The sequence below is a fragment of the Pseudoalteromonas sp. SG43-1 genome, from assembly GCF_014164415.1.
GTDB classification, from domain to species: Bacteria; Pseudomonadota; Gammaproteobacteria; order Enterobacterales; family Alteromonadaceae; genus Pseudoalteromonas; species Pseudoalteromonas distincta.
In genome coordinates this window covers 14,051-31,158 of the sequence record NZ_JACJFD010000018.1, presented here as the reverse complement: position 1 = coordinate 31,158, position 17,108 = coordinate 14,051, and the positions used below count along the sequence as shown (strand labels likewise).

Here is a 17,108-nt window from a genome sequence, read left to right as displayed (position 1 = left end):
TGTGCCTATCCTTAAAAAAACAGTATTATTTAATTTGTTAACTACTTTAACATCATAATATTAAGGTATCCTTATGAGCCATTCTACAAGCCGTGAGAGTAAATATCATGCAACCAGTTAAAAAAGCTATTTTAAAAGGCTTTTTAGATATGCTACCACTGTGTTTAGCGGTTATTCCTTGGGGTATTTTATGTGGCTCTTTAGCGATTCAAAATGGCTTTAGTGCATTAGAAACCCAAGCAATGTCGTTATTAGTATTTGCAGGCTCTGCACAGCTTGTTGCAATTGAACTTATAGCGGGCAACACACCATTGCTTACAATTTTATTCACAACATTTATTATTAGCTCTCGACATTTTTTATACGGTTTAGCCGTGCGTCATAAGGTGATTGATCAACCTATGCGTTGGCGCTTACCAGTAAGTTTTGTTTTAACCGACGAGCTGTTTGCGTTTTCTCATCATCGAAGAGCATATAGAACAAAAACACGCTTAATATACGCATTAAGCGCTGGTTTTAGCTTTTATATTGCATGGAATATTTGGACGTTAATTGGCATTGTAGCGGGCACAATGCTGCCCGACCTAACTAATTTAGGGCTCGACTTTGCAATTGCCGCGACGTTTATCGCGTTAGTTATTCCGGGAATCAAAAATTTGGCCTCACTCGTTACGGTAATTGTAGCTGGTGTTAGCGCAACGCTTTTAAAAAGTACAGGATTTGAGTTGTGGCTTGTTTGCTCAGCGCTGCTGGCAATGGCCGCAGGTTACAGCACAGCAAGGCTAACCGCTAAAAAGGAAGCAACGCTATGATGACAACTATTTTACTCATGGCGTGCATTACATTTTTTACGCGTTATTTATTTTTACACCGCGCTTTACCGTTTAAAGTAGGTCCTAAAATGCAGCAATTTTTAAGCTTTAGCGCACCTGCGGTGCTTACAGCAATTTGGGTGCCTATCGTGTTTTTGAATGAAGATGGCATTAACTTAGACTGGCAAAACCCTTATTTAAGCGCAGCGATAGTCGCCATCATTGTTGCCTATAAAACACATAATATTTATTACACAACACTTGCCGGTATGGGGCTATTTCTGATTTTAAATTAGAGCGCTCTTTATACTTTATGAAATACTGTACTCAGGTTAAAATACCGATAACAATAATAAAAAAGACGCCAATATGCACAAATTCCATCAATTAAGCGCAACAAGCTTGCAGGGTCAACCTATTAACTTTAGTGATTTTGAAGGTAAGGTTGTGCTTATTGTTAATACCGCAAGTAAATGTGGATTTACCTACCAATACGAGTCGCTGCAAGCTTTGCATAATAAATATGCCAGCCAAGGTTTAGTTATTTTAGGGTTTCCGTGTAATCAATTTGGTCAGCAAGAACCCGGCGACGCTACACAAATAGAGCAAGGATGTTTAATTAACTTTGGTGTGAGTTTTTTAATGGCGGCCAAAGTAGATGTAAACGGTAAGCATGCTCACCCAGTCTTTCGTTTTTTAAAATCGGCTTTACCTGGTTTTTTAACACGTAAAATAAAGTGGAATTTTACTAAATTTTTAATTGCTACAGATGGCACGCCAATTAAACGTTATGCACCTTTTACTAAACCAGAAAAGCTAGAACTTACAATTCAAAAAGCTTTGGCACAAACTAAAAATGCGCTTTAAAAAGTAATAAAGAGGCGCAAGGCCTCTTTATTGCCAATACTACTGAAACTTAAACATACGCATAACTGCACATTTAAACTCTCAATATTAATTGGTATTTTATTTATACTAGTGAAATTTAATCGGTGTAATCGCTTAAATCATCTTCGCCTAGATTTTTACGCAAGCGTTTTTGCTCAAGGTAGTCTTCCAACTTCTTTTTAACCTTTTGCTTGTTCTTATCGTGTTGATTACGGCCGAGCATTTCGTACTCGTCTTCAACAAAATCGTCATCTAGCGCATCGTAACTAAATGTCTTACCCACAACCCACTCCATAAAGTGTTTGAGACCAACCAAGGATTTTATTATCGCAATAGTCGGTAAAATTAAAATGTTTAACGTCAAAATGCTGTGCAAATTAACATCAAAATAAAGCCACGTGACTACTGTAAATAGTCTTCATGTCAGTAATGTGAATAAATAGCGCTAAATTTGAATTGAGGAAAGTGAGAGTTTTTTATCGTATCGATAAATAAAATTTATTAATTTTTATTAGTTAGCCAATTTGACTAAAAAATAGTTATTTATTAATTAATTTCATTTACTAAAAAACAAACAAAAACAGTTAAGCATATGTTTTATATTAAAAAATAAAACTGGCATCAAACTTGTTATTAATTAATCGTCATCAACAAAAAGTAGAGAACAAACATGAAAAAATTACTATTAGTTAGCGCATTAATTTGTTCACCAGCCGCTATGGCTCATAACGATAACGATTCTGCAATTTCATTTAGTAATGATGAATGTAACGTCGAATTTAAAAATGATGTGCGCATTAAGCCAAACGAATTGGAAATTTTTACCGCCAACAATAAAACCATGCAGTTTAATACCCATGGTGACTTAACCGTAAATGGCGAACTTGTAGCGCTGAATAGTTCGCAGCGCGACGCGCTAACCAAGTACTCTGATAGCTTACGCACTCAATTACCTGAAGTAGCTAATATAGCGCTTGAGGGTGTTAAAATTGCCGGAGTAGCATTAGAAGAAGTAGGCAATGCATTTAATATTGACGGTCTTGATAATATGTCTGAGCTTATGGATGACATTAAAATCGAAGTAGAAAACACATTTTACCAGCAAGGTACATTTGTGATGGGCCAACAAAGTTTTAATCAATTTGGCGAAAACTTTGAACAACAATTTGAGCAGCAGATAGAAACAGCGGTTGAATCAGCAGTAATGCAATCAATGGGCAGTATTTTAGTAGCTTTAGGTTCTGAGTTACTTGGTTCAGGCGGTGATATGGATGCCTTTGAACAACGTATGGAAAATATGGGTGCACAAATAGAAGAAAAAGTAGAGCTACATGCAAGCGCACTTGAAGAACGTGCCAACTCTTTATGTGGAAACTTTGCTGATATTGCAAAACAAGAAGAGCAATTAGTAATGCAAGTGCCTGAGCTTGAAGGTTACCAGTTATTTAGCTTTAAACAAAATTAGTACAGCAAACGTTATTTAACATCCCTTTGGCAGCACTTAAGTTTACTTAAATGCTGCTTTTTTGTGTTTCGCAAACTTATACCAACCTGCATAAATCTTTGAGCAATTTAACGAATTAAATTGCACTATAACGTCGTTAAAAATTTTTTATTTAGAACAACTAGATACAAAAACTTTTGCCTAGTTCTAGCGTAATTTTCTTAACGTTAAATAGACCCCATATATAAGCAGATTGGTATTACTTTTTAGCTAATAAAGTAAGCTTACCCAATGTAACTATTGCTTGCTCAATTTGCGCGTTCCATTGCACACCATAACTTAATCTTACGCAGCTTTTATATTTATTAGAGGCCGAAAAAACAAGCCCAGGGGTAATACTAATACCAACCTCAAGCGCAAGTAAAAACAATGTTTGGCTATCGTACTCGCCTCCTAAATCTAGCCACATAACGCAGCCTCCTTTTGGATCGCTTATACGTGTGTTTTTTGGCATAGCTTGTTGTAAGCACCATCGCATACGCTCTTTGTTATCGCGCAGGCGTTGCCTAAGTACTTTTAAATTTCGGTCGTACTCACCACTGGCAATAAACTCAGATAACGTCCATTGGTTTATTAACGAAGCAGAGCAACTTAGTGCTCTTTTATATCGCCTTGCTTGCGTTGCAAATTTACCCGCAACTAACCAACCTACACGATAGCTCGGCGCTGCCGTTTTAGAAAAAGATGAGCAACTAATCACTAATCCTTTTTTAGAGTACGCTAAAGCAGGTGTGCCTCGTTTTGCCGTAAAATATAAATCGCCATATACGTCATCTTCAATAAGCACTACGTCATGACTTTCAAGTAGCTCCACCAGCTGCTGTCTGTTTGTATCAGGCATAAAGCTGCCCACAGGGTTACTAATTGCAGTCGAGAATAAACACGCTTTTATATCATGCTCATTTAAAGCGCGTTCCAAATCACTTAACCAAATACCATTATCTGGGCACAGTGGTATTTCGAGCGCTTTAAGCCCTAGGCTTTCTATTAACTCGATAATCCCGTGATAGCAAGGCGTCTCAATGGCAACTACATCGCCTGGCTTTGTCACACACTTAAGTGCAATAGCCATGGCTTCTTGCGCACCATTGGTGATCACAAGCTCGTCCATATTTATGCCAATACCAAAATCTAAATAGCGATGCACCAATTGCTTTTTCAGCGGTACAAACCCATCTGTTGGTCCATAGTTAATAGCTTTACTGCCCGCAATTGTCATTACACGGCGCATGTTTCTGGCGAGTGCTTTATCGGTAGGTGCTGCTGCAATTGGGTTGGCTATACCAAAAGGGACTACGTTAGCTTGATGAATCGCGCTATACACCTGCTCTATTAAGGCTTGTTTATTTACCACAACAGGTTCGCGACTTAATTTAACTCGCTTAGGTAAATTATGCGCCATGCTAACGACTTTTAAAAAATATCCTGATTTTTCACGCGCCTCTACCAACCCTTGATCTTCAAGTGACTGGTAAGCCTGTTTTACAGTGGGGATACTTATATTTAAGTTATCTGCCATTTTACGCAGTGATGGAAGTTTTTCGCCGGGGAGTAAAACTTGTTGAGCGCTCATATCTCTGATCAACTGAATAACTTGCTGATATAGAAACTCATGCCCCTGGCTATTTTTTTGTCTTATCATCACGCATCCAAATCTGTATAGGTTACATTTTTACTTTTCTGTATATGGTAAGTATACAGACAGGTCTTAAAATAGCCATTCAATCGGGCTTTGGAGAGTAACCATGAAAAGTGCAGCGCTATACATTACAACCGTTTTAATTTGGGGTTCTACTTGGTTAGCCATCGAATTTCAGCTAGGTGATATTGCGGTAGAGCTATCGTTATTTTATCGCTTTGCTATTGCAGCACTTTTAATGTGGTTATATGTAGCGTACAAAAAACCGGATATGCGCTTTTCATTAATCGATCATGGCTTTTTTGCTTTGTTGGCTATTTGTAATTTTGCCTTAAATTACTTAATGCTTTACTGGGCACAAAATTACTTAACCTCCGCTATGACCTCTATCGCCTTTTCACTATTGCTGGTTATGAACATAGTTAACACTCGACTATTTTTTGGTAAACCTATCTCAAAACGAATTTATACAGGTGCTGTTCTCGCTGTATTAGGTATTACGTGTCTGTTTTGGCCACAGTTACAGCAGTTCGACTTGAGTAATGGTGCGTTGGTCGGGTTACTACTTGCCCTTGGTGGCACCTTTGTGGCTTCATTAGGAAACATGGTAAGCGTTCGTAATTCTCGTAAACAAATTGGTGTATTGCAAGGCAATGCATGGGGCATGCTATACAGCGCTATAGGCTTGGCTTTATATGTATTAATGAACGATGTGCAATTTAGTTTGAATGCTCCACCAAGTTACTGGTTATCACTACTTTATCTATCAATATTTGGCACTGTAATCGCTTTTGGTTGCTACTTTGCTCTACTAAGAAATATAGGCCCTGAAAAAGCCAGCTACGTTATTGTTTTATTCCCATTAGTGGCAGTAACACTGAGTAGCTTTTTTGAAGGCTTTGAATGGCACGCAAATACCTTTGCAGGATTTAGCCTAGTGCTATTAGGTAACGCCATTGTGCTTACCCCAACAAAACGAATTAACGCCTTTTTAGCTAATAGAGCAGTAGCTAAAAGTGGCTCCGTCCCCAGTTAGACGCGTTATTAACGCAACTAACACAAAAGCGCCTACCCTACTGTAGGCGCTTTTTTATTGGCATATGAAAAAGTAAAGCCTGCCCATGCACACTAATAACGGCTGGAGTTTTACCTACCAGTTCACCATCTGCTTCAATCAATAACCCTTCAGTTTTTATAGAAGCTGTATTTAAGCGATTGTAGTTAAGGTTTTTTATATGCTGATGGCGCTTAAAAAACAACTTCATAAAGCTTATTAGATTATAAAAAAGCCCACCCGATCGCATTTGATAACACTCAAGCTGGCCATCAGTTAAATCTGCTTTTGGCGCTATTTTTAGCCCGCCACCAAAGTACTTATGATTAGCAAATACAGTAATTAAATTTTGATACTGCCGAGCATCGTTATTAAACGTACCTTGTAACTGCTGAGCTTGATAATAAAATAGCTCTTTAATGCTCGTCCAACTGTAATCAAAAGATGAAAAATTAGCTTTATCGTTAATAGTTTTAATCACATGAGCATCAAATCCTACCCCTGCAATATTAATAAAATAGCGGCTATTAATTTTTCCTATATCAATTGCTGTCGGTGTATTAAATAATGCCTTTCGCCAATCATCTTCTTTGCAATTAAACCCTCTGGAGAAATCGTTACCTGTACCGCAAGGTAATAATGCTAACGAACAACTGCTCCCTATTAGCGCATTGACCGCCAAGTTCAATGTACCATCGCCACCTAGTGCAACTACTTTGGGAAATTTACTCAGTAACAACCTTATTTGAGCGCAGTCATCGTCAAAGCTTCCCGTTGTAGTAAATATACAATAAGAAAAGCTGCGTTTTTTACAGATATTTTTAAGCCATGCCAATGATTTTTGGCTCTGTTTTTTGATACTTGGTTTAATAATTATAAGTAGTGACAAGCTTTTGTTTCCAGCAATGTATTTTAGAGTGAGATAACAAACGTTTAATTAAATTTTTTTAATCTGAATAAATAATCAAAAAACATTGTATAAAATGCATAAAAATAAATTAAAAAATCAAAAACCCCAACAGCAAAGGGGTTAAAACCAACCGTCATATAAATAGCTATGCAAAAACAGTAATGCAACTTACTGAATCGCATATTAATAAAATCAATTCAGATTAGTTTAACTAATCCCTCAGACTCAATTTTTATCGTTGTATTTTTAATCAAACAACGTGCAAAATGCACGCGATTTCAACAGATACAACCGGAGCAAAATAATGAAACCAATTAATACATTAAATCAAACAGCAGCAGCGCAAGTAGCCGTTAAACCAACTAACCGTAAAGCAAGAATGTTAGCTAAACTTAACACGATTGGTAAAAGACTAGCACTTAGCGGTGCAGCTCAATATAAATAATCACCCAACCATGATTATTTTTCGGTGCAGCTAACACTCAACCACTAAATGAAGTCACTTATTTAGCTCCCATTGTTTGCTGCAACCTATTTATTTTATTAAAAATTGCCTTAATTTCCCCTTATTTACAAAAAAAACCTCATTTACGTATATTTTTTAGGCAAACAGTCATTTTGCTATTTACACAGCGGTATCACCTAAGTATTATTCTGCGTCACGGAGAGATGGCAGAGTGGTCGAATGCACCGGTCTTGAAAACCGGCATGGGTTTATAGCCCATCTAGGGTTCAAATCCCTATCTCTCCACCATATTTTAATTGGTGGCTTTTTTTACTTCCATCAATACAAACGGTTATGCGTTGGAGAGGTGTCCGAGTGGCCGAAGGAGCTCCCCTGCTAAGGGAGTATAGAGTTTGTAGCTCTATCGAGGGTTCGAATCCCTCCCTCTCCACCATACTTAATTTAAACCACTTGATTGTGGTTTTTTTGTGCCTAAATTTTATAAAAACTAAACAAATTGTGCCTAGTAATAACTTAGGGCATTATTAACACAACTTTAGCCACTTTTAGGTTTAGCTATGATCCGGTTCATATTGCTATCATTTTGCGCGGCAGCACCATTTTTTACCTTGGCACAAAGTACAACAGTGTATAAGTGTGTAATTAAGGGCGTTCCTACTTTTAGCCAAACGCCTTGCGCTAAAGATGCACAAGTTATTACTCTAAAAGATATAAATGTAATTGAAGCATATAAAAGCTCTACGCCCGGTAAAGGTATTACCGATACCTCTGTTGATGACTACTTAGAGGTTCAGCAAATAGAGCGTGAAATAAAGCGCCTTGAGCTATCTATTGAACAAAGCCAAAAAGAATACGCAGCTAAAAAACAACAAATAGATTATATGACCCAAGATAAGGCCAATCGTTTAGGCGCTTCGTCTATTGCTGATGCTATCGCAACTAAAACAAATTCATTAAAACAAGCCTACGACGCATCAATTAGTCAAACGCAGCAAAAAATAGAGTCATTAAAGCAAAGAAAGCAGCAGCTTAGCCAAAACCCTTAAGCGCTCGTTTTACTATAGAAATAAATTGCGCAACGTCTTCTTGAGTATTATAAACATGTGGCGATACTCGTATTCCAAATTTGCGAGCATCTACACTGACTTTCGCTTTATTAAGCTCTGTAAGTACATGGTCTTGCTGCTTGTTAAAAAACAAAATAACAGTCCCGCTGCATTTATCACCACTCATAGGTGATGCAACATATTCGCTTAGTTGCTCATGAATAAGCGTAAGCATCGCTAAGTTATGCACCCTTACCTTGTGAGCTGTTAGCTCTGCAAAGTAGGTAATACTATTTGCGGCAATAATATAAGGCGCTACAGAAGGTGTTCCACCCCAAAACTTAAGCGCACTGCTGTTATATTCAAAATTATTAATATCGAACTCAAATGGGTTTTGATGCGAAAACCAACCCACATCTTTAGGCTCACAATACTCTATTTGATTTTTGTTAACCCATAAATAAGCTGCACCTGGGCCACCACATAACCATTTAGCGCTCGATCCAATCATAAAGTCCGCATCGAGCACGCTTAAATCAAGCGGTATAACCCCCGCTGACTGAGCAACATCAACTATTGATAAACTATTGGTTAATTTACTTATAGCTACAATATCGTACACAGGCGCCTGTAAACCTGTATTTGAATATACATGACTTATAAAAACTAAATCGATGTCGGCGGTTATATAACGCTGCCAAACACTAATATCAGTTAGGTTTTCGTGCTCAGGTATAAATATGATTTGCGCGCACTTTGGCAACGCTTTTTGCATTGCAAAACCCATACTCGGAAAATCACTTTGCGCCATAAGCACTTTACAATTTTTTTGCTGTAGCCGTGGATGCGACATAAGCAATTTTGTTAAGCCACTTGATAAATTAACCTGAGGACAAAACTGCGAACTAGGCGCATTAAATAACTTACCAAGCGCGGTAGTAAATTGCTCAACTGCGGGCAGCCATTGTTGCCAAGGTTCTTTATTTGAGCTCTCCCACGGTAAAAAGTAGTGCTGTGCTAAATATTGCTGCGTATTTTTAAGAGGACGCCCTACCGAGTGGTTTAATAAATAACAGCCATCAGCCATACAAAAATCATTTTTAAGCATGCTATTTAACCCATTCTTTAAGTGTATTTAGATCGTCAAAACGTGTTTTTATATCGTCGCGTTTGGCACTGGCTCGTCTATCTCTTAATTTTTCGAGCGAATCAAGTAATACATTAAGCGGCGGACCACTTGCTGTTACCTTGCTCATATGCTGCTGTTGCATATTTTTTGAAGGCTGAGCAATAAACTTTTCAACCAGTTGATTATGATGACCGACTGCGGTGTCGCCATGTAATTTACACACTTGGATAAATAACGTTGCGTGGCTTTTAAACCAATCTGTATTTTTATATTGCTCTGCTTGTAAAAAGTCATCCATAAAGCTTTGCATACGCATGGCTTCTCGCAGGATTTGTTGATCCTCTGGCATCATATATAAAAACTTATCCACCAGCATTTGCGAGTAACTAGGCTCGTTTGCACTACACAGCCCTAACAGCATATCAATCACGTTAATACCTGCAAAGTCACCAGCATTTGCCCCTCTGTAAACCTCTTTACCTACACGGTACGGTTTATAATAAGGGCGAACGCAGTTAAAAAAGCGATCTGTATCGAGCTCAGAATAAAGTGCATTGTTTGACTCAATTACATCTATAAGCGCTTGTTTAGCTACTTTTAATAACTCACCACACAAGGGATGTGAAATACCTAACGGCAATATTTTTAATAATGCATCACTTGCCCGTTTGTAGGCCAAAATGCCTTGAGTGTTATAATCAAGAAACAGCTTTTCATCAGGTAAATTGGTAAATCGTTTATAAATACCGTTAAGTGCTTTGTTATGAGTAGTTAAGTGGGCGGTAGCAAAACGAGGGGTTACGCCAATAGATGCGCCTATATGCATAGCAAGCGCTGAGGCTTCTATTAGCGGTGAAGTGGTTTCTCTGCTTGGCTCAGTAATTTCATGGCGCCTACACGCTGCCATAAATAATCCTACGTTACCGAGTAAGTCAAAAGCGCTATCAAAGCCTTGATCTGTGTTTCCCTCGGCTAATAAATTGCTAATTAATACGTTGCCTTCTTTTTCTAATTGTTGCTTTAAGGCCTCGCCTACCCCTTCTACATTTGCTTTATCGGTTTGCTGCCAATAAAGCTGCTCTAATTCACTATTTAAAGTGACAAACTCTGTTCGTATCCAGTGATCGAAAATAGCGGTATGTGTGTTCATTGTTGTGCTCTATTATTTTTATAGTTAAATGCTAACAGAGTTCAATGAGGGTAAAACGCCAAAAAAATTAGTAAAAACTGCAATACTTAGCAATAATCACTACAAATATAAAAATAATTAATAAAAGCCGACAACTATGTTAGATAAAAAAGATCAGCAATTACTCGTTGCACTGCAAAGCCAAGCTCGTATGTCGGTTTCAGACTTGGCCAGTAGTATTAACCTATCGGATACACCTTGCCTAAGACGTATAAAAAAGTTAGAGCAAGAAAACATTATTACCGGCTACCACGCCGCCATAAACCCTAAAGCACTTAACCTTAATGTGTTGGTATATGCGTTTGTACGATTAAGCCAAAACTCGGTCAGTGCTGCAGAGCAATTTGAGCAACATGTAGAAAAATTACCACATGTATTAGAGTGTTGTGTAATATCAGGAAGCTATGATTATTTATTAAAAATCATTGCACATGATCTTGAGAGCTACGAAACATTTGTAAAACATCAACTAGGTGGCTTAAGTTGTATCGCAAATATAGAATCAACAGTTGTGCTTAAACAATCATTTAGCAAAAAACAGTTACCATTATAAAAATAACCCAAATAACTTACTGTTAGCTATACTGATATTTCAAAACGATAATAATAATTGCTTGGACCTTATGTGAAAAATTTTAACTCTAAAAATCATTCTATTATTTTTTACATCATGTTTGCTTTAGCATATTTTTTAGTGGGTATAGCACTCACTAAACTTGCTTTTAATTCGCAAATAATTCCAATTTGGTTACCTGCTGGTATAGCTTTGGTCGGTTGTTATATTTGGTGGTGGCGCTTTATCCCGCCTTTATTTGTAGCTGCAATTGCATTTAATTTAAATATTTTTGATAGTTCAGCTCATGAGCTAGTCCTGGTCGGTAACTCATTTAACGAGGCTATGTATATCGCCTTTGGTGTTGTTATACAGGCAATGGTCGGCGCAGCTCTTTTAAAGTATTGGCTTGGGCACCCGCTGCGCTTTAAAAAGCGCAAAAATATAATTTACTTTATCCTTGTCATAGCAATATTGGTCAGCTTAATTTCGGCTAACTTTGGCGTATTTGCCTTAAGCCAATTCAACTCGGTTTACAGTGTTGATAATCATTGGAAGAATGTTACTTACTGGTGGCTTGGTGATACATTAGGAGTATTAATTGCGACTCCGCTTTTACTTTCTTTATTACCACAAAAGTCTAATCAACATAATATATCGGCGTTTCCGACAATTGCAGTATGCTCTATTTTATTTTTATCAGTCGCGGTAACAACGCAGTTATACGATCAAGAAAATCGTATAAACACTATTAAAATTGCTGAACGTGAAGTCCATGTTATAGAAAACAGCCTTTATAGATATACAAATCGTAGTATTATTGCAGTGCAGAGCCTAGCAAGTCAGGTACAGTCATCTCCCATGCTAAGCCAGCAAGATTTTTATTCTTATGCTAGCCAGTTACTAACTCAGCACGCATTTATTAACGCCTTATCGTGGAACGCAAAAATACCTCAAGATCAACGCGACGTCTTTGCCCAAGAAATATCAAACATTTATCATTTAGATATTGATGTAGTTGGCGAACCTCTTGAAAGTAGCGATCCCCTTGTGATAGTAAAATACATAGCTCCTTTTAATGGTAATCAAAAAGCTATTGGCTTTAATGTATTTTCAAACCCTGATCGAAAAAGCTCTCTGCTTAACCCCGCTATAAAGTACATGCCAGTAGGAACTAAAATAATTCAGTTAGTGCAAACCAAACAACCTAAACCAGCCTATTTATTATTTGCCCCTGTGTACTCCCAGCATAGTGATGAAAAAACAATTAAAGGCTATGCCACTGGTGTATTTTTAGTGCGTAGTATTATTGAGCAGGCAATTTCTAAAGAACAGTCTGATATGTTTTCGATTGGTATATACGAAGATACAAACACTCCGCCGTTTTATAGTAATTACTCTCAAAATGTTCAGCAAGCTAAAGGCAGCCGCTTAATGTCGTTTGATGTGGACTTTGCAGGGCAAAAATGGATTGTAAAACTAGCCCTTAAAGAAAGCTTTTTAACACAACATAATAGTCAACTAACTTTATTATTACTCATACTTCAAGTTGCCGTATGTTCTTTAATTTTAATGGTTTTACTGCTGTTTAATCAGCAACAAATCGCACTTACACGTCAAGTTGCAGAGCGTACTCACTCACTCGCACAAGCAAAGAAGCAGTCCGATTTAGCTAATCAGGCTAAAAGCCAATTTTTAGCGAATATGAGCCACGAAATACGAACACCATTAAACGCCGTTATTGGTTTTTCTTCACTTGCTAGAGAAAAAGACAATGCAAATACACTCATTGGCTATTTAGATAAAATAAACTCAGCATCTAAAAGCTTATTAAACTTAATTAATGACATTCTTGATATATCAAAAATAGAATCCCAAAAGTTAGTTATTGAATCTATTGCATTCGACTTAGGTGCTTTAATAACACGTATAAACAACATGTTTGAGCAAAGCGCAGTTAACAAAGGTATTAAATGGCAAGTTAATTCAAAGCTACCTGTTGATACCTGGTTTATTGGTGATCCTATGCGAATTGAGCAAATATTACTTAATTTATGTAGCAACGCGATTAAATTTACAAGCCAAGGCAGCGTTACTTTAAACATAGAAACAGAGTTTACCGCCGCCAATAAAGTACAGCTAGTTATAACCGTTAGTGATACCGGCATAGGTATAAAACCAAGCCAACATAAAAAATTATTTAACGCATTTACCCAAGCGGATAGTTCTACCTCAAGGCAGTTTGGTGGTACAGGCCTTGGCTTAACCATAGCGAAAGAGTTAAGCCAACTAATGGGGGCTGATATAACACTTAAAAGTGAAATAAATAAAGGCTCTACTTTTACATTTTCAATGCGATTAGAAACAACAGAACCTAAAAAAGAACATGTTATTACATTTGATAATACTAATATTACTTCGCTAGATATTTTGGTCGCAGAGGATAACCCAGTAAATCAAATGGTTATTAAAGCGATGCTTGGCTCGTTAGGAATTGTGCCGTATATAGTAGAAAATGGCGAACTGGCCGTTGATATAGTTAAAAAGCAGCATTTTGACTTAGTGCTTATGGATTGCCAAATGCCTGTAATGGATGGCTATAGAGCAACGGCACTGATCCGCCAGTTTAAAACTGAACAAGAGCTCCCGATTATTGCTTTAACTGCCGACGTTATGCCAGAGGATAAAGCACATGCACAAGCCGTTGGATTTAACCAGCACCTTGCAAAACCGCTTGAACTCATTAAGCTAACCGAGTGTCTTGTCCAATATGCAGAAGTTAATGAACAATAGTGGTTTAATTTTAAGAATAGTTTTAAGAATAGTTTTAAGAGTCGCTTTTGGTTTTGTTTTAAGTGTTTTTTCGCATATTGCTGTCGCTCAAAACTGTATCTCGCAGGCGAGCGACTTTAAATTTATAACAAAAAGTAAGCAACAAGGCTTATTACGCTTTGAAAAAGAGCACAACCACCAGCGCTTTAATTACCACGCACTTTTACCATTTAACGATTACTTAGATTTTGCATATAAACATATAAATAAAACCAATCCACGTGCAGATATGCCATGCCCTGTTATTACACAAACGTACCAGCAATTAGTAACACAAGGTACGCGAAAACCTGACCCTACTATTGCAGATATTATTGCCCCTTTTGAGCTTACGCATCCAAACAGCAATAAAGTTGCACTACTAATTCACGGGCTAACTGACTCACCCTTTACGTATCACGATTTAGCACAAGTGTATTATCAACAAGGCTATACTGTGCGTACTATTTTATTACCAGGACATGGAAGCGCCGCAAGTGCATTACTCAATGTAGAGGTTAGCCAATGGCAACAGGCAATAAAATACGGTATTAAACGCTCGGTGCAAGACTTTGATGAGGTGATACTCGCAGGTTACTCTACCGGTGCAGCGTTACTTATTGATTACGCAACCAAGCACACTGTTTCACCCAAAATTAAAGCGCTTATGCTTTATTCGCCAGGCTCCGAGCCACATAATAAGTACGGCTGGATAGCAAAGTGGATTGATGACATACCCTTTGTTAATTGGATAGATAAAGACGCCGATGTAGACTTTGCTAAGTATGAATCATTTCCTTTAAATGCAGCTGCCGCGTCGTACGATGCAATGTCACTTGCAAGCGTAAGTAGCTTAAACAAACGCTCTGCACTTAAATTACCTATTTTTAGTGTACTTAGCGATATTGATACCACGATAGATACGCGTGCCACGCTAAAATTATTAAGTGCGTTACACAAAGATAATTCAGTAAAATATAAGCCGCTCGATACTTTAGTACTTTATGGAAACACTGATATTTTACCGCCAGACTTTGCTAGTGACTACACAGTAAATAACCCGCAATGCACATCGCCTCAGTGTAAAAAAGTTCATGGTATGTCGCATATTGCTATTGTTAACTCACCGCAAAATCCACATTATGGGATTAACGCAACCTATCGTAATTGTGGCAGCTTTATTAACGACGAGTCCCTGTACAAAACATGTAAAACAACAAAAAATCCACAACTAGGAGAGCGTACAAGCGCCAACTTAAAACACTATCCGGCTTTACAACGCTTAACTTATAATCCTCATTTTACCGATCTTAAAAAGCAAATTAGTACGTTTATTAAAAACGTAGAACAGCTTAGAACAACTACAAGGTAAGTAGTCATGGGAACGTTTTCGCACCAATGGTTTAGCAGTATTAATGAGATTGATCAGGCGCAGTGGCAACGTTTATTTGGTGATGAACCATTTACTCAACATGCTTTTTTATATGCCCTTGAACAAAGCCAATGCGTAACACAAAAAAGCGGTTGGCAGCCCCATCACCTCGCTATTTTTGAAGATGATACGCTCATTGCGCTTGCACCTGGGTATTTAAAAAGTCATTCATACGGCGAGTACGTATTTGACTGGGCATGGGCTGAGGCATACGAAAAACACGGTTTAGAATATTATCCCAAGTGGCTATCTGGCATTCCCTTTAGCCCTATTGAAGGCAAGCGTATTGCTATCGAGCACGCGAATCCAAATGCGGTGTATCAGTACATTACAGAGCAACTTAATATACACAGTGCTGAGCAAAGGTGGTCGGGGTGGCATGTTAATTTTTGCGACCAAGCCCAAGCAACATCATTAACTGAGCAACATGCCATGCTAAGAGTGGGTGTGCAATTTCAGTGGTTTAATAAAGGTTTTGAAACCTTTGACGATTTTTTGCAAATACTTAACTCACGAAAACGTAAGTCACTTAAAAAAGAGCGAGCTAAAATAGCGCAACAAAATATTGATATTGAATGGCTGCAAGGAACGCAAATTACGCCCGAGATAATGCAATTGTTTTGTGAGTTTTATCAGCGTACCTACTTAAAGCGATCTGGTCATTTGGGCTATTTAAATATGGAGTTTTTTACGCTTTTACATGCATTAATGGCTAATAACCTCGTTATTATGCTGGCCAAAAAAGACGACAACGTGATTGCTGCAACACTTAGTTTAGTAGGTGAGAATACACTTTATGGGCGCTACTGGGGAGCAAGTGAAGAAGTAGATTCGCTTCACTTTGAGCTGTGCTATTACCAAGGTATTGAGTTTGCAATAAAGCATAAACTCAGCTGCTTTCATTCGGGAGCACAAGGTGAGCACAAAATAGCACGCGGATTTGAACCCGTACTTACCTACTCTGCTCACCATATTGTTGATGGCGATTTCAGTAATGCAATAAGCGACTACTTAAAGCGTGAACGCGGCCATATTGATATATATAAAGAGCAATGTAGCTCATTACTGCCGTTTAAAAACGAGTAACTGATTATTTGCAGGCATGGCAGTATCGCTAATAAGCGTAAGCCCTGCTTGCTTAGCTAGTTGTTCAACTGCTTCAAAATCTCTTATTCCACTTAACGGATCGCGCTCTGTTAAAAAGGCACTAAAGTCATCATTACTTGGGCTGGTAAATTCACCTTGGTACTTAAATGGTCCGTAAATACACAACATACCGTCGCTATTTAAGTGACGTTTAACACCGTCAAAAAAACGTTCAACTAATTGCCAACTTACAATATGAAATGTGTTTGCAGTATAAATAGCGTCAACCTTATCTACAGGCCATTCATTATTTAAATCAAGCTCAAGTGGTGCATGTAAATTAGTTAAATTAGCTTCGCGGTGCCATAAATTAATCCCTTCGTGGTTTATAGCGCGATCACTTGTATGCCATTGTAAATGCGGTAATTGCTCTGCAAAAAACACACTATGTTGGCCGGTTCCTGATCCGACTTCGAGGACTGTTTTAGTATTTTTTAATACGTCCTTTAATTGCTCTAAAATAGGGGTTTTATTGTTTTCACAGGCTTGTGAAAATGGCTTTGTCATTACTGTGCACCAAAATTGTAGA

Annotated in this window: 17 protein-coding genes and 2 tRNA genes; 13 read left to right on the top strand and 6 right to left on the bottom strand. The window is 37.8% G+C overall.

Annotated elements, in window-relative coordinates; translation table 11 throughout:
- Positions 1 to 107: 107 nt before the first annotated feature.
- From H5159_RS13135 to H5159_RS13125, 3 genes are all read left to right on the top strand, one after another.
- Positions 108 to 812, top strand: a complete 705-nt coding sequence (locus H5159_RS13135; protein ID WP_182780413.1) for an AzlC family ABC transporter permease — start codon at positions 108 to 110, stop codon at positions 810 to 812.
- A complete protein-coding gene (locus H5159_RS13130; protein WP_024597147.1) occupies positions 809 to 1,108 on the top strand; it encodes an AzlD domain-containing protein in 300 nt (99 codons plus the stop codon). Before H5159_RS13135 ends, H5159_RS13130 begins: the two co-directional genes overlap by 4 nt.
- 73 nt (positions 1,109 to 1,181) lie before the next feature.
- Positions 1,182 to 1,679 (top strand): glutathione peroxidase, encoded by a 498-nt coding sequence (locus tag H5159_RS13125; protein ID WP_182780412.1) that lies wholly within the window; start codon positions 1,182 to 1,184, stop codon positions 1,677 to 1,679.
- Positions 1,680 to 1,797: 118 nt separating this feature from the next.
- Here H5159_RS13125 and H5159_RS13120 read toward each other — a convergent pair whose 3' ends face one another.
- Positions 1,798 to 1,983 (bottom strand): PA3496 family putative envelope integrity protein, encoded by a 186-nt coding sequence (locus tag H5159_RS13120; RefSeq protein WP_007579801.1) that lies wholly within the window; start codon positions 1,981 to 1,983, stop codon positions 1,798 to 1,800.
- 387 nt (positions 1,984 to 2,370) lie between these two features.
- Between H5159_RS13120 and H5159_RS13115 the strand changes: the two genes are divergently transcribed.
- Positions 2,371 to 3,165 carry a YggN family protein gene (locus H5159_RS13115; RefSeq protein ID WP_033030970.1) on the top strand — a complete coding sequence of 265 codons (795 nt, stop codon included), beginning with the start codon at positions 2,371 to 2,373 and terminating at the stop codon, positions 3,163 to 3,165.
- A gap of 238 nt (positions 3,166 to 3,403) precedes the next feature.
- Here the strand turns inward: H5159_RS13115 and H5159_RS13110 are convergent, their stop codons facing one another.
- Positions 3,404 to 4,846, bottom strand: coding sequence for a PLP-dependent aminotransferase family protein (locus H5159_RS13110; protein ID WP_182780411.1), 1,443 nt, complete (start codon positions 4,844 to 4,846; stop codon positions 3,404 to 3,406).
- A gap of 103 nt (positions 4,847 to 4,949) precedes the next feature.
- Here H5159_RS13110 and H5159_RS13105 point away from each other — a divergent pair, with 103 nt between their 5' ends.
- Positions 4,950 to 5,879, top strand: coding sequence for a DMT family transporter (locus H5159_RS13105; RefSeq protein ID WP_182716501.1), 930 nt, complete (start codon positions 4,950 to 4,952; stop codon positions 5,877 to 5,879).
- A 37-nt stretch (positions 5,880 to 5,916) separates the two neighbouring features.
- On the opposite strand, the gene H5159_RS13100 is transcribed toward H5159_RS13105, so the two are convergent.
- Positions 5,917 to 6,786 carry a diacylglycerol kinase family protein gene (locus H5159_RS13100; RefSeq protein ID WP_182716502.1) on the bottom strand — a complete coding sequence of 290 codons (870 nt, stop codon included), beginning with the start codon at positions 6,784 to 6,786 and terminating at the stop codon, positions 5,917 to 5,919.
- 325 nt (positions 6,787 to 7,111) lie between these two features.
- On the opposite strand from H5159_RS13100, the gene H5159_RS13095 reads away from it, so the two are divergent.
- The 4 genes from H5159_RS13095 to H5159_RS13080 all read left to right on the top strand — a co-directional run bounded on the left by H5159_RS13095 (position 7,112) and on the right by H5159_RS13080 (position 8,319).
- The gene (locus H5159_RS13095) at positions 7,112 to 7,252 is read left to right on the top strand and encodes a hypothetical protein (protein ID WP_004335040.1); all 141 of its coding nucleotides are present in this window, start codon (positions 7,112 to 7,114) and stop codon (positions 7,250 to 7,252) included.
- 218 nt (positions 7,253 to 7,470) lie between these two features.
- Positions 7,471 to 7,561 (top strand) — tRNA-Ser (locus H5159_RS13090).
- A gap of 52 nt (positions 7,562 to 7,613) precedes the next feature.
- A tRNA-Ser gene (locus H5159_RS13085) sits at positions 7,614 to 7,706 on the top strand.
- A 124-nt stretch (positions 7,707 to 7,830) separates the two neighbouring features.
- A complete protein-coding gene (locus tag H5159_RS13080) occupies positions 7,831 to 8,319 on the top strand; it encodes an RNA-binding protein (protein WP_024597153.1) in 489 nt (162 codons plus the stop codon).
- Here H5159_RS13080 and H5159_RS13075 read toward each other — a convergent pair.
- Positions 8,303 to 9,427, bottom strand: a complete 1,125-nt coding sequence (locus H5159_RS13075) for an aminotransferase class V-fold PLP-dependent enzyme (RefSeq protein WP_182780410.1) — start codon at positions 9,425 to 9,427, stop codon at positions 8,303 to 8,305. The genes H5159_RS13080 and H5159_RS13075 overlap by 17 nt on opposite strands.
- Before the next feature lies 1 nt (position 9,428).
- A complete protein-coding gene (locus H5159_RS13070; protein WP_182712681.1) occupies positions 9,429 to 10,598 on the bottom strand; it encodes a monodechloroaminopyrrolnitrin synthase PrnB family protein in 1,170 nt (389 codons plus the stop codon).
- Positions 10,599 to 10,734: 136 nt separating this feature from the next.
- Between H5159_RS13070 and H5159_RS13065 the strand changes: the two genes are divergently transcribed.
- The 4 genes from H5159_RS13065 to H5159_RS13050 all read left to right on the top strand — a co-directional run bounded on the left by H5159_RS13065 (position 10,735) and on the right by H5159_RS13050 (position 16,519).
- Positions 10,735 to 11,190, top strand: a complete 456-nt coding sequence (locus H5159_RS13065) for an Lrp/AsnC family transcriptional regulator (protein WP_076925888.1) — start codon at positions 10,735 to 10,737, stop codon at positions 11,188 to 11,190.
- A 72-nt stretch (positions 11,191 to 11,262) separates the two neighbouring features.
- Complete coding sequence (locus H5159_RS13060; protein ID WP_182712680.1) at positions 11,263 to 13,983, top strand: ATP-binding protein; 2,721 nt, start codon at positions 11,263 to 11,265, stop codon at positions 13,981 to 13,983.
- Positions 13,973 to 15,373: a carboxylesterase gene (locus H5159_RS13055; RefSeq protein WP_182737920.1), complete on the top strand. Its 1,401-nt coding sequence runs from the start codon at positions 13,973 to 13,975 to the stop codon at positions 15,371 to 15,373. The genes H5159_RS13060 and H5159_RS13055 overlap by 11 nt, the downstream gene beginning before the upstream one ends.
- Before the next feature lie 6 nt (positions 15,374 to 15,379).
- Positions 15,380 to 16,519, top strand: coding sequence for a GNAT family N-acetyltransferase (locus tag H5159_RS13050; protein ID WP_138489881.1), 1,140 nt, complete (start codon positions 15,380 to 15,382; stop codon positions 16,517 to 16,519).
- Here the strand turns inward: H5159_RS13050 and H5159_RS13045 are convergent.
- Positions 16,496 to 17,086: a DUF938 domain-containing protein gene (locus tag H5159_RS13045; protein WP_039488722.1), complete on the bottom strand. Its 591-nt coding sequence runs from the start codon at positions 17,084 to 17,086 to the stop codon at positions 16,496 to 16,498. The two genes, H5159_RS13050 and H5159_RS13045, sit on opposite strands and share 24 nt — an antisense overlap.
- Between the last annotated feature and the right edge of the window lie 22 nt (positions 17,087 to 17,108).

Coding starts and splice junctions, on each gene's coding strand:
- H5159_RS13135 (WP_182780413.1), top strand. CDS start 108: ATGCAACCAGTTAAAAAAGCTATTTTAAAAGGCTTTTTAGATATGCTA.
- H5159_RS13130 (WP_024597147.1), top strand. CDS start 809: ATGATGACAACTATTTTACTCATGGCGTGCATTACATTTTTTACGCGT.
- H5159_RS13125 (WP_182780412.1), top strand. CDS start 1,182: ATGCACAAATTCCATCAATTAAGCGCAACAAGCTTGCAGGGTCAACCT.
- H5159_RS13115 (WP_033030970.1), top strand. CDS start 2,371: ATGAAAAAATTACTATTAGTTAGCGCATTAATTTGTTCACCAGCCGCT.
- H5159_RS13110 (WP_182780411.1), bottom strand. CDS start 4,846: ATGATAAGACAAAAAAATAGCCAGGGGCATGAGTTTCTATATCAGCAA.
- H5159_RS13105 (WP_182716501.1), top strand. CDS start 4,950: ATGAAAAGTGCAGCGCTATACATTACAACCGTTTTAATTTGGGGTTCT.
- H5159_RS13095 (WP_004335040.1), top strand. CDS start 7,112: ATGAAACCAATTAATACATTAAATCAAACAGCAGCAGCGCAAGTAGCC.
- H5159_RS13080 (WP_024597153.1), top strand. CDS start 7,831: ATGATCCGGTTCATATTGCTATCATTTTGCGCGGCAGCACCATTTTTT.
- H5159_RS13075 (WP_182780410.1), bottom strand. CDS start 9,427: ATGCTTAAAAATGATTTTTGTATGGCTGATGGCTGTTATTTATTAAAC.
- H5159_RS13070 (WP_182712681.1), bottom strand. CDS start 10,598: ATGAACACACATACCGCTATTTTCGATCACTGGATACGAACAGAGTTT.
- H5159_RS13065 (WP_076925888.1), top strand. CDS start 10,735: ATGTTAGATAAAAAAGATCAGCAATTACTCGTTGCACTGCAAAGCCAA.
- H5159_RS13055 (WP_182737920.1), top strand. CDS start 13,973: ATGAACAATAGTGGTTTAATTTTAAGAATAGTTTTAAGAATAGTTTTA.
- H5159_RS13050 (WP_138489881.1), top strand. CDS start 15,380: ATGGGAACGTTTTCGCACCAATGGTTTAGCAGTATTAATGAGATTGAT.
- H5159_RS13045 (WP_039488722.1), bottom strand. CDS start 17,086: ATGACAAAGCCATTTTCACAAGCCTGTGAAAACAATAAAACCCCTATT.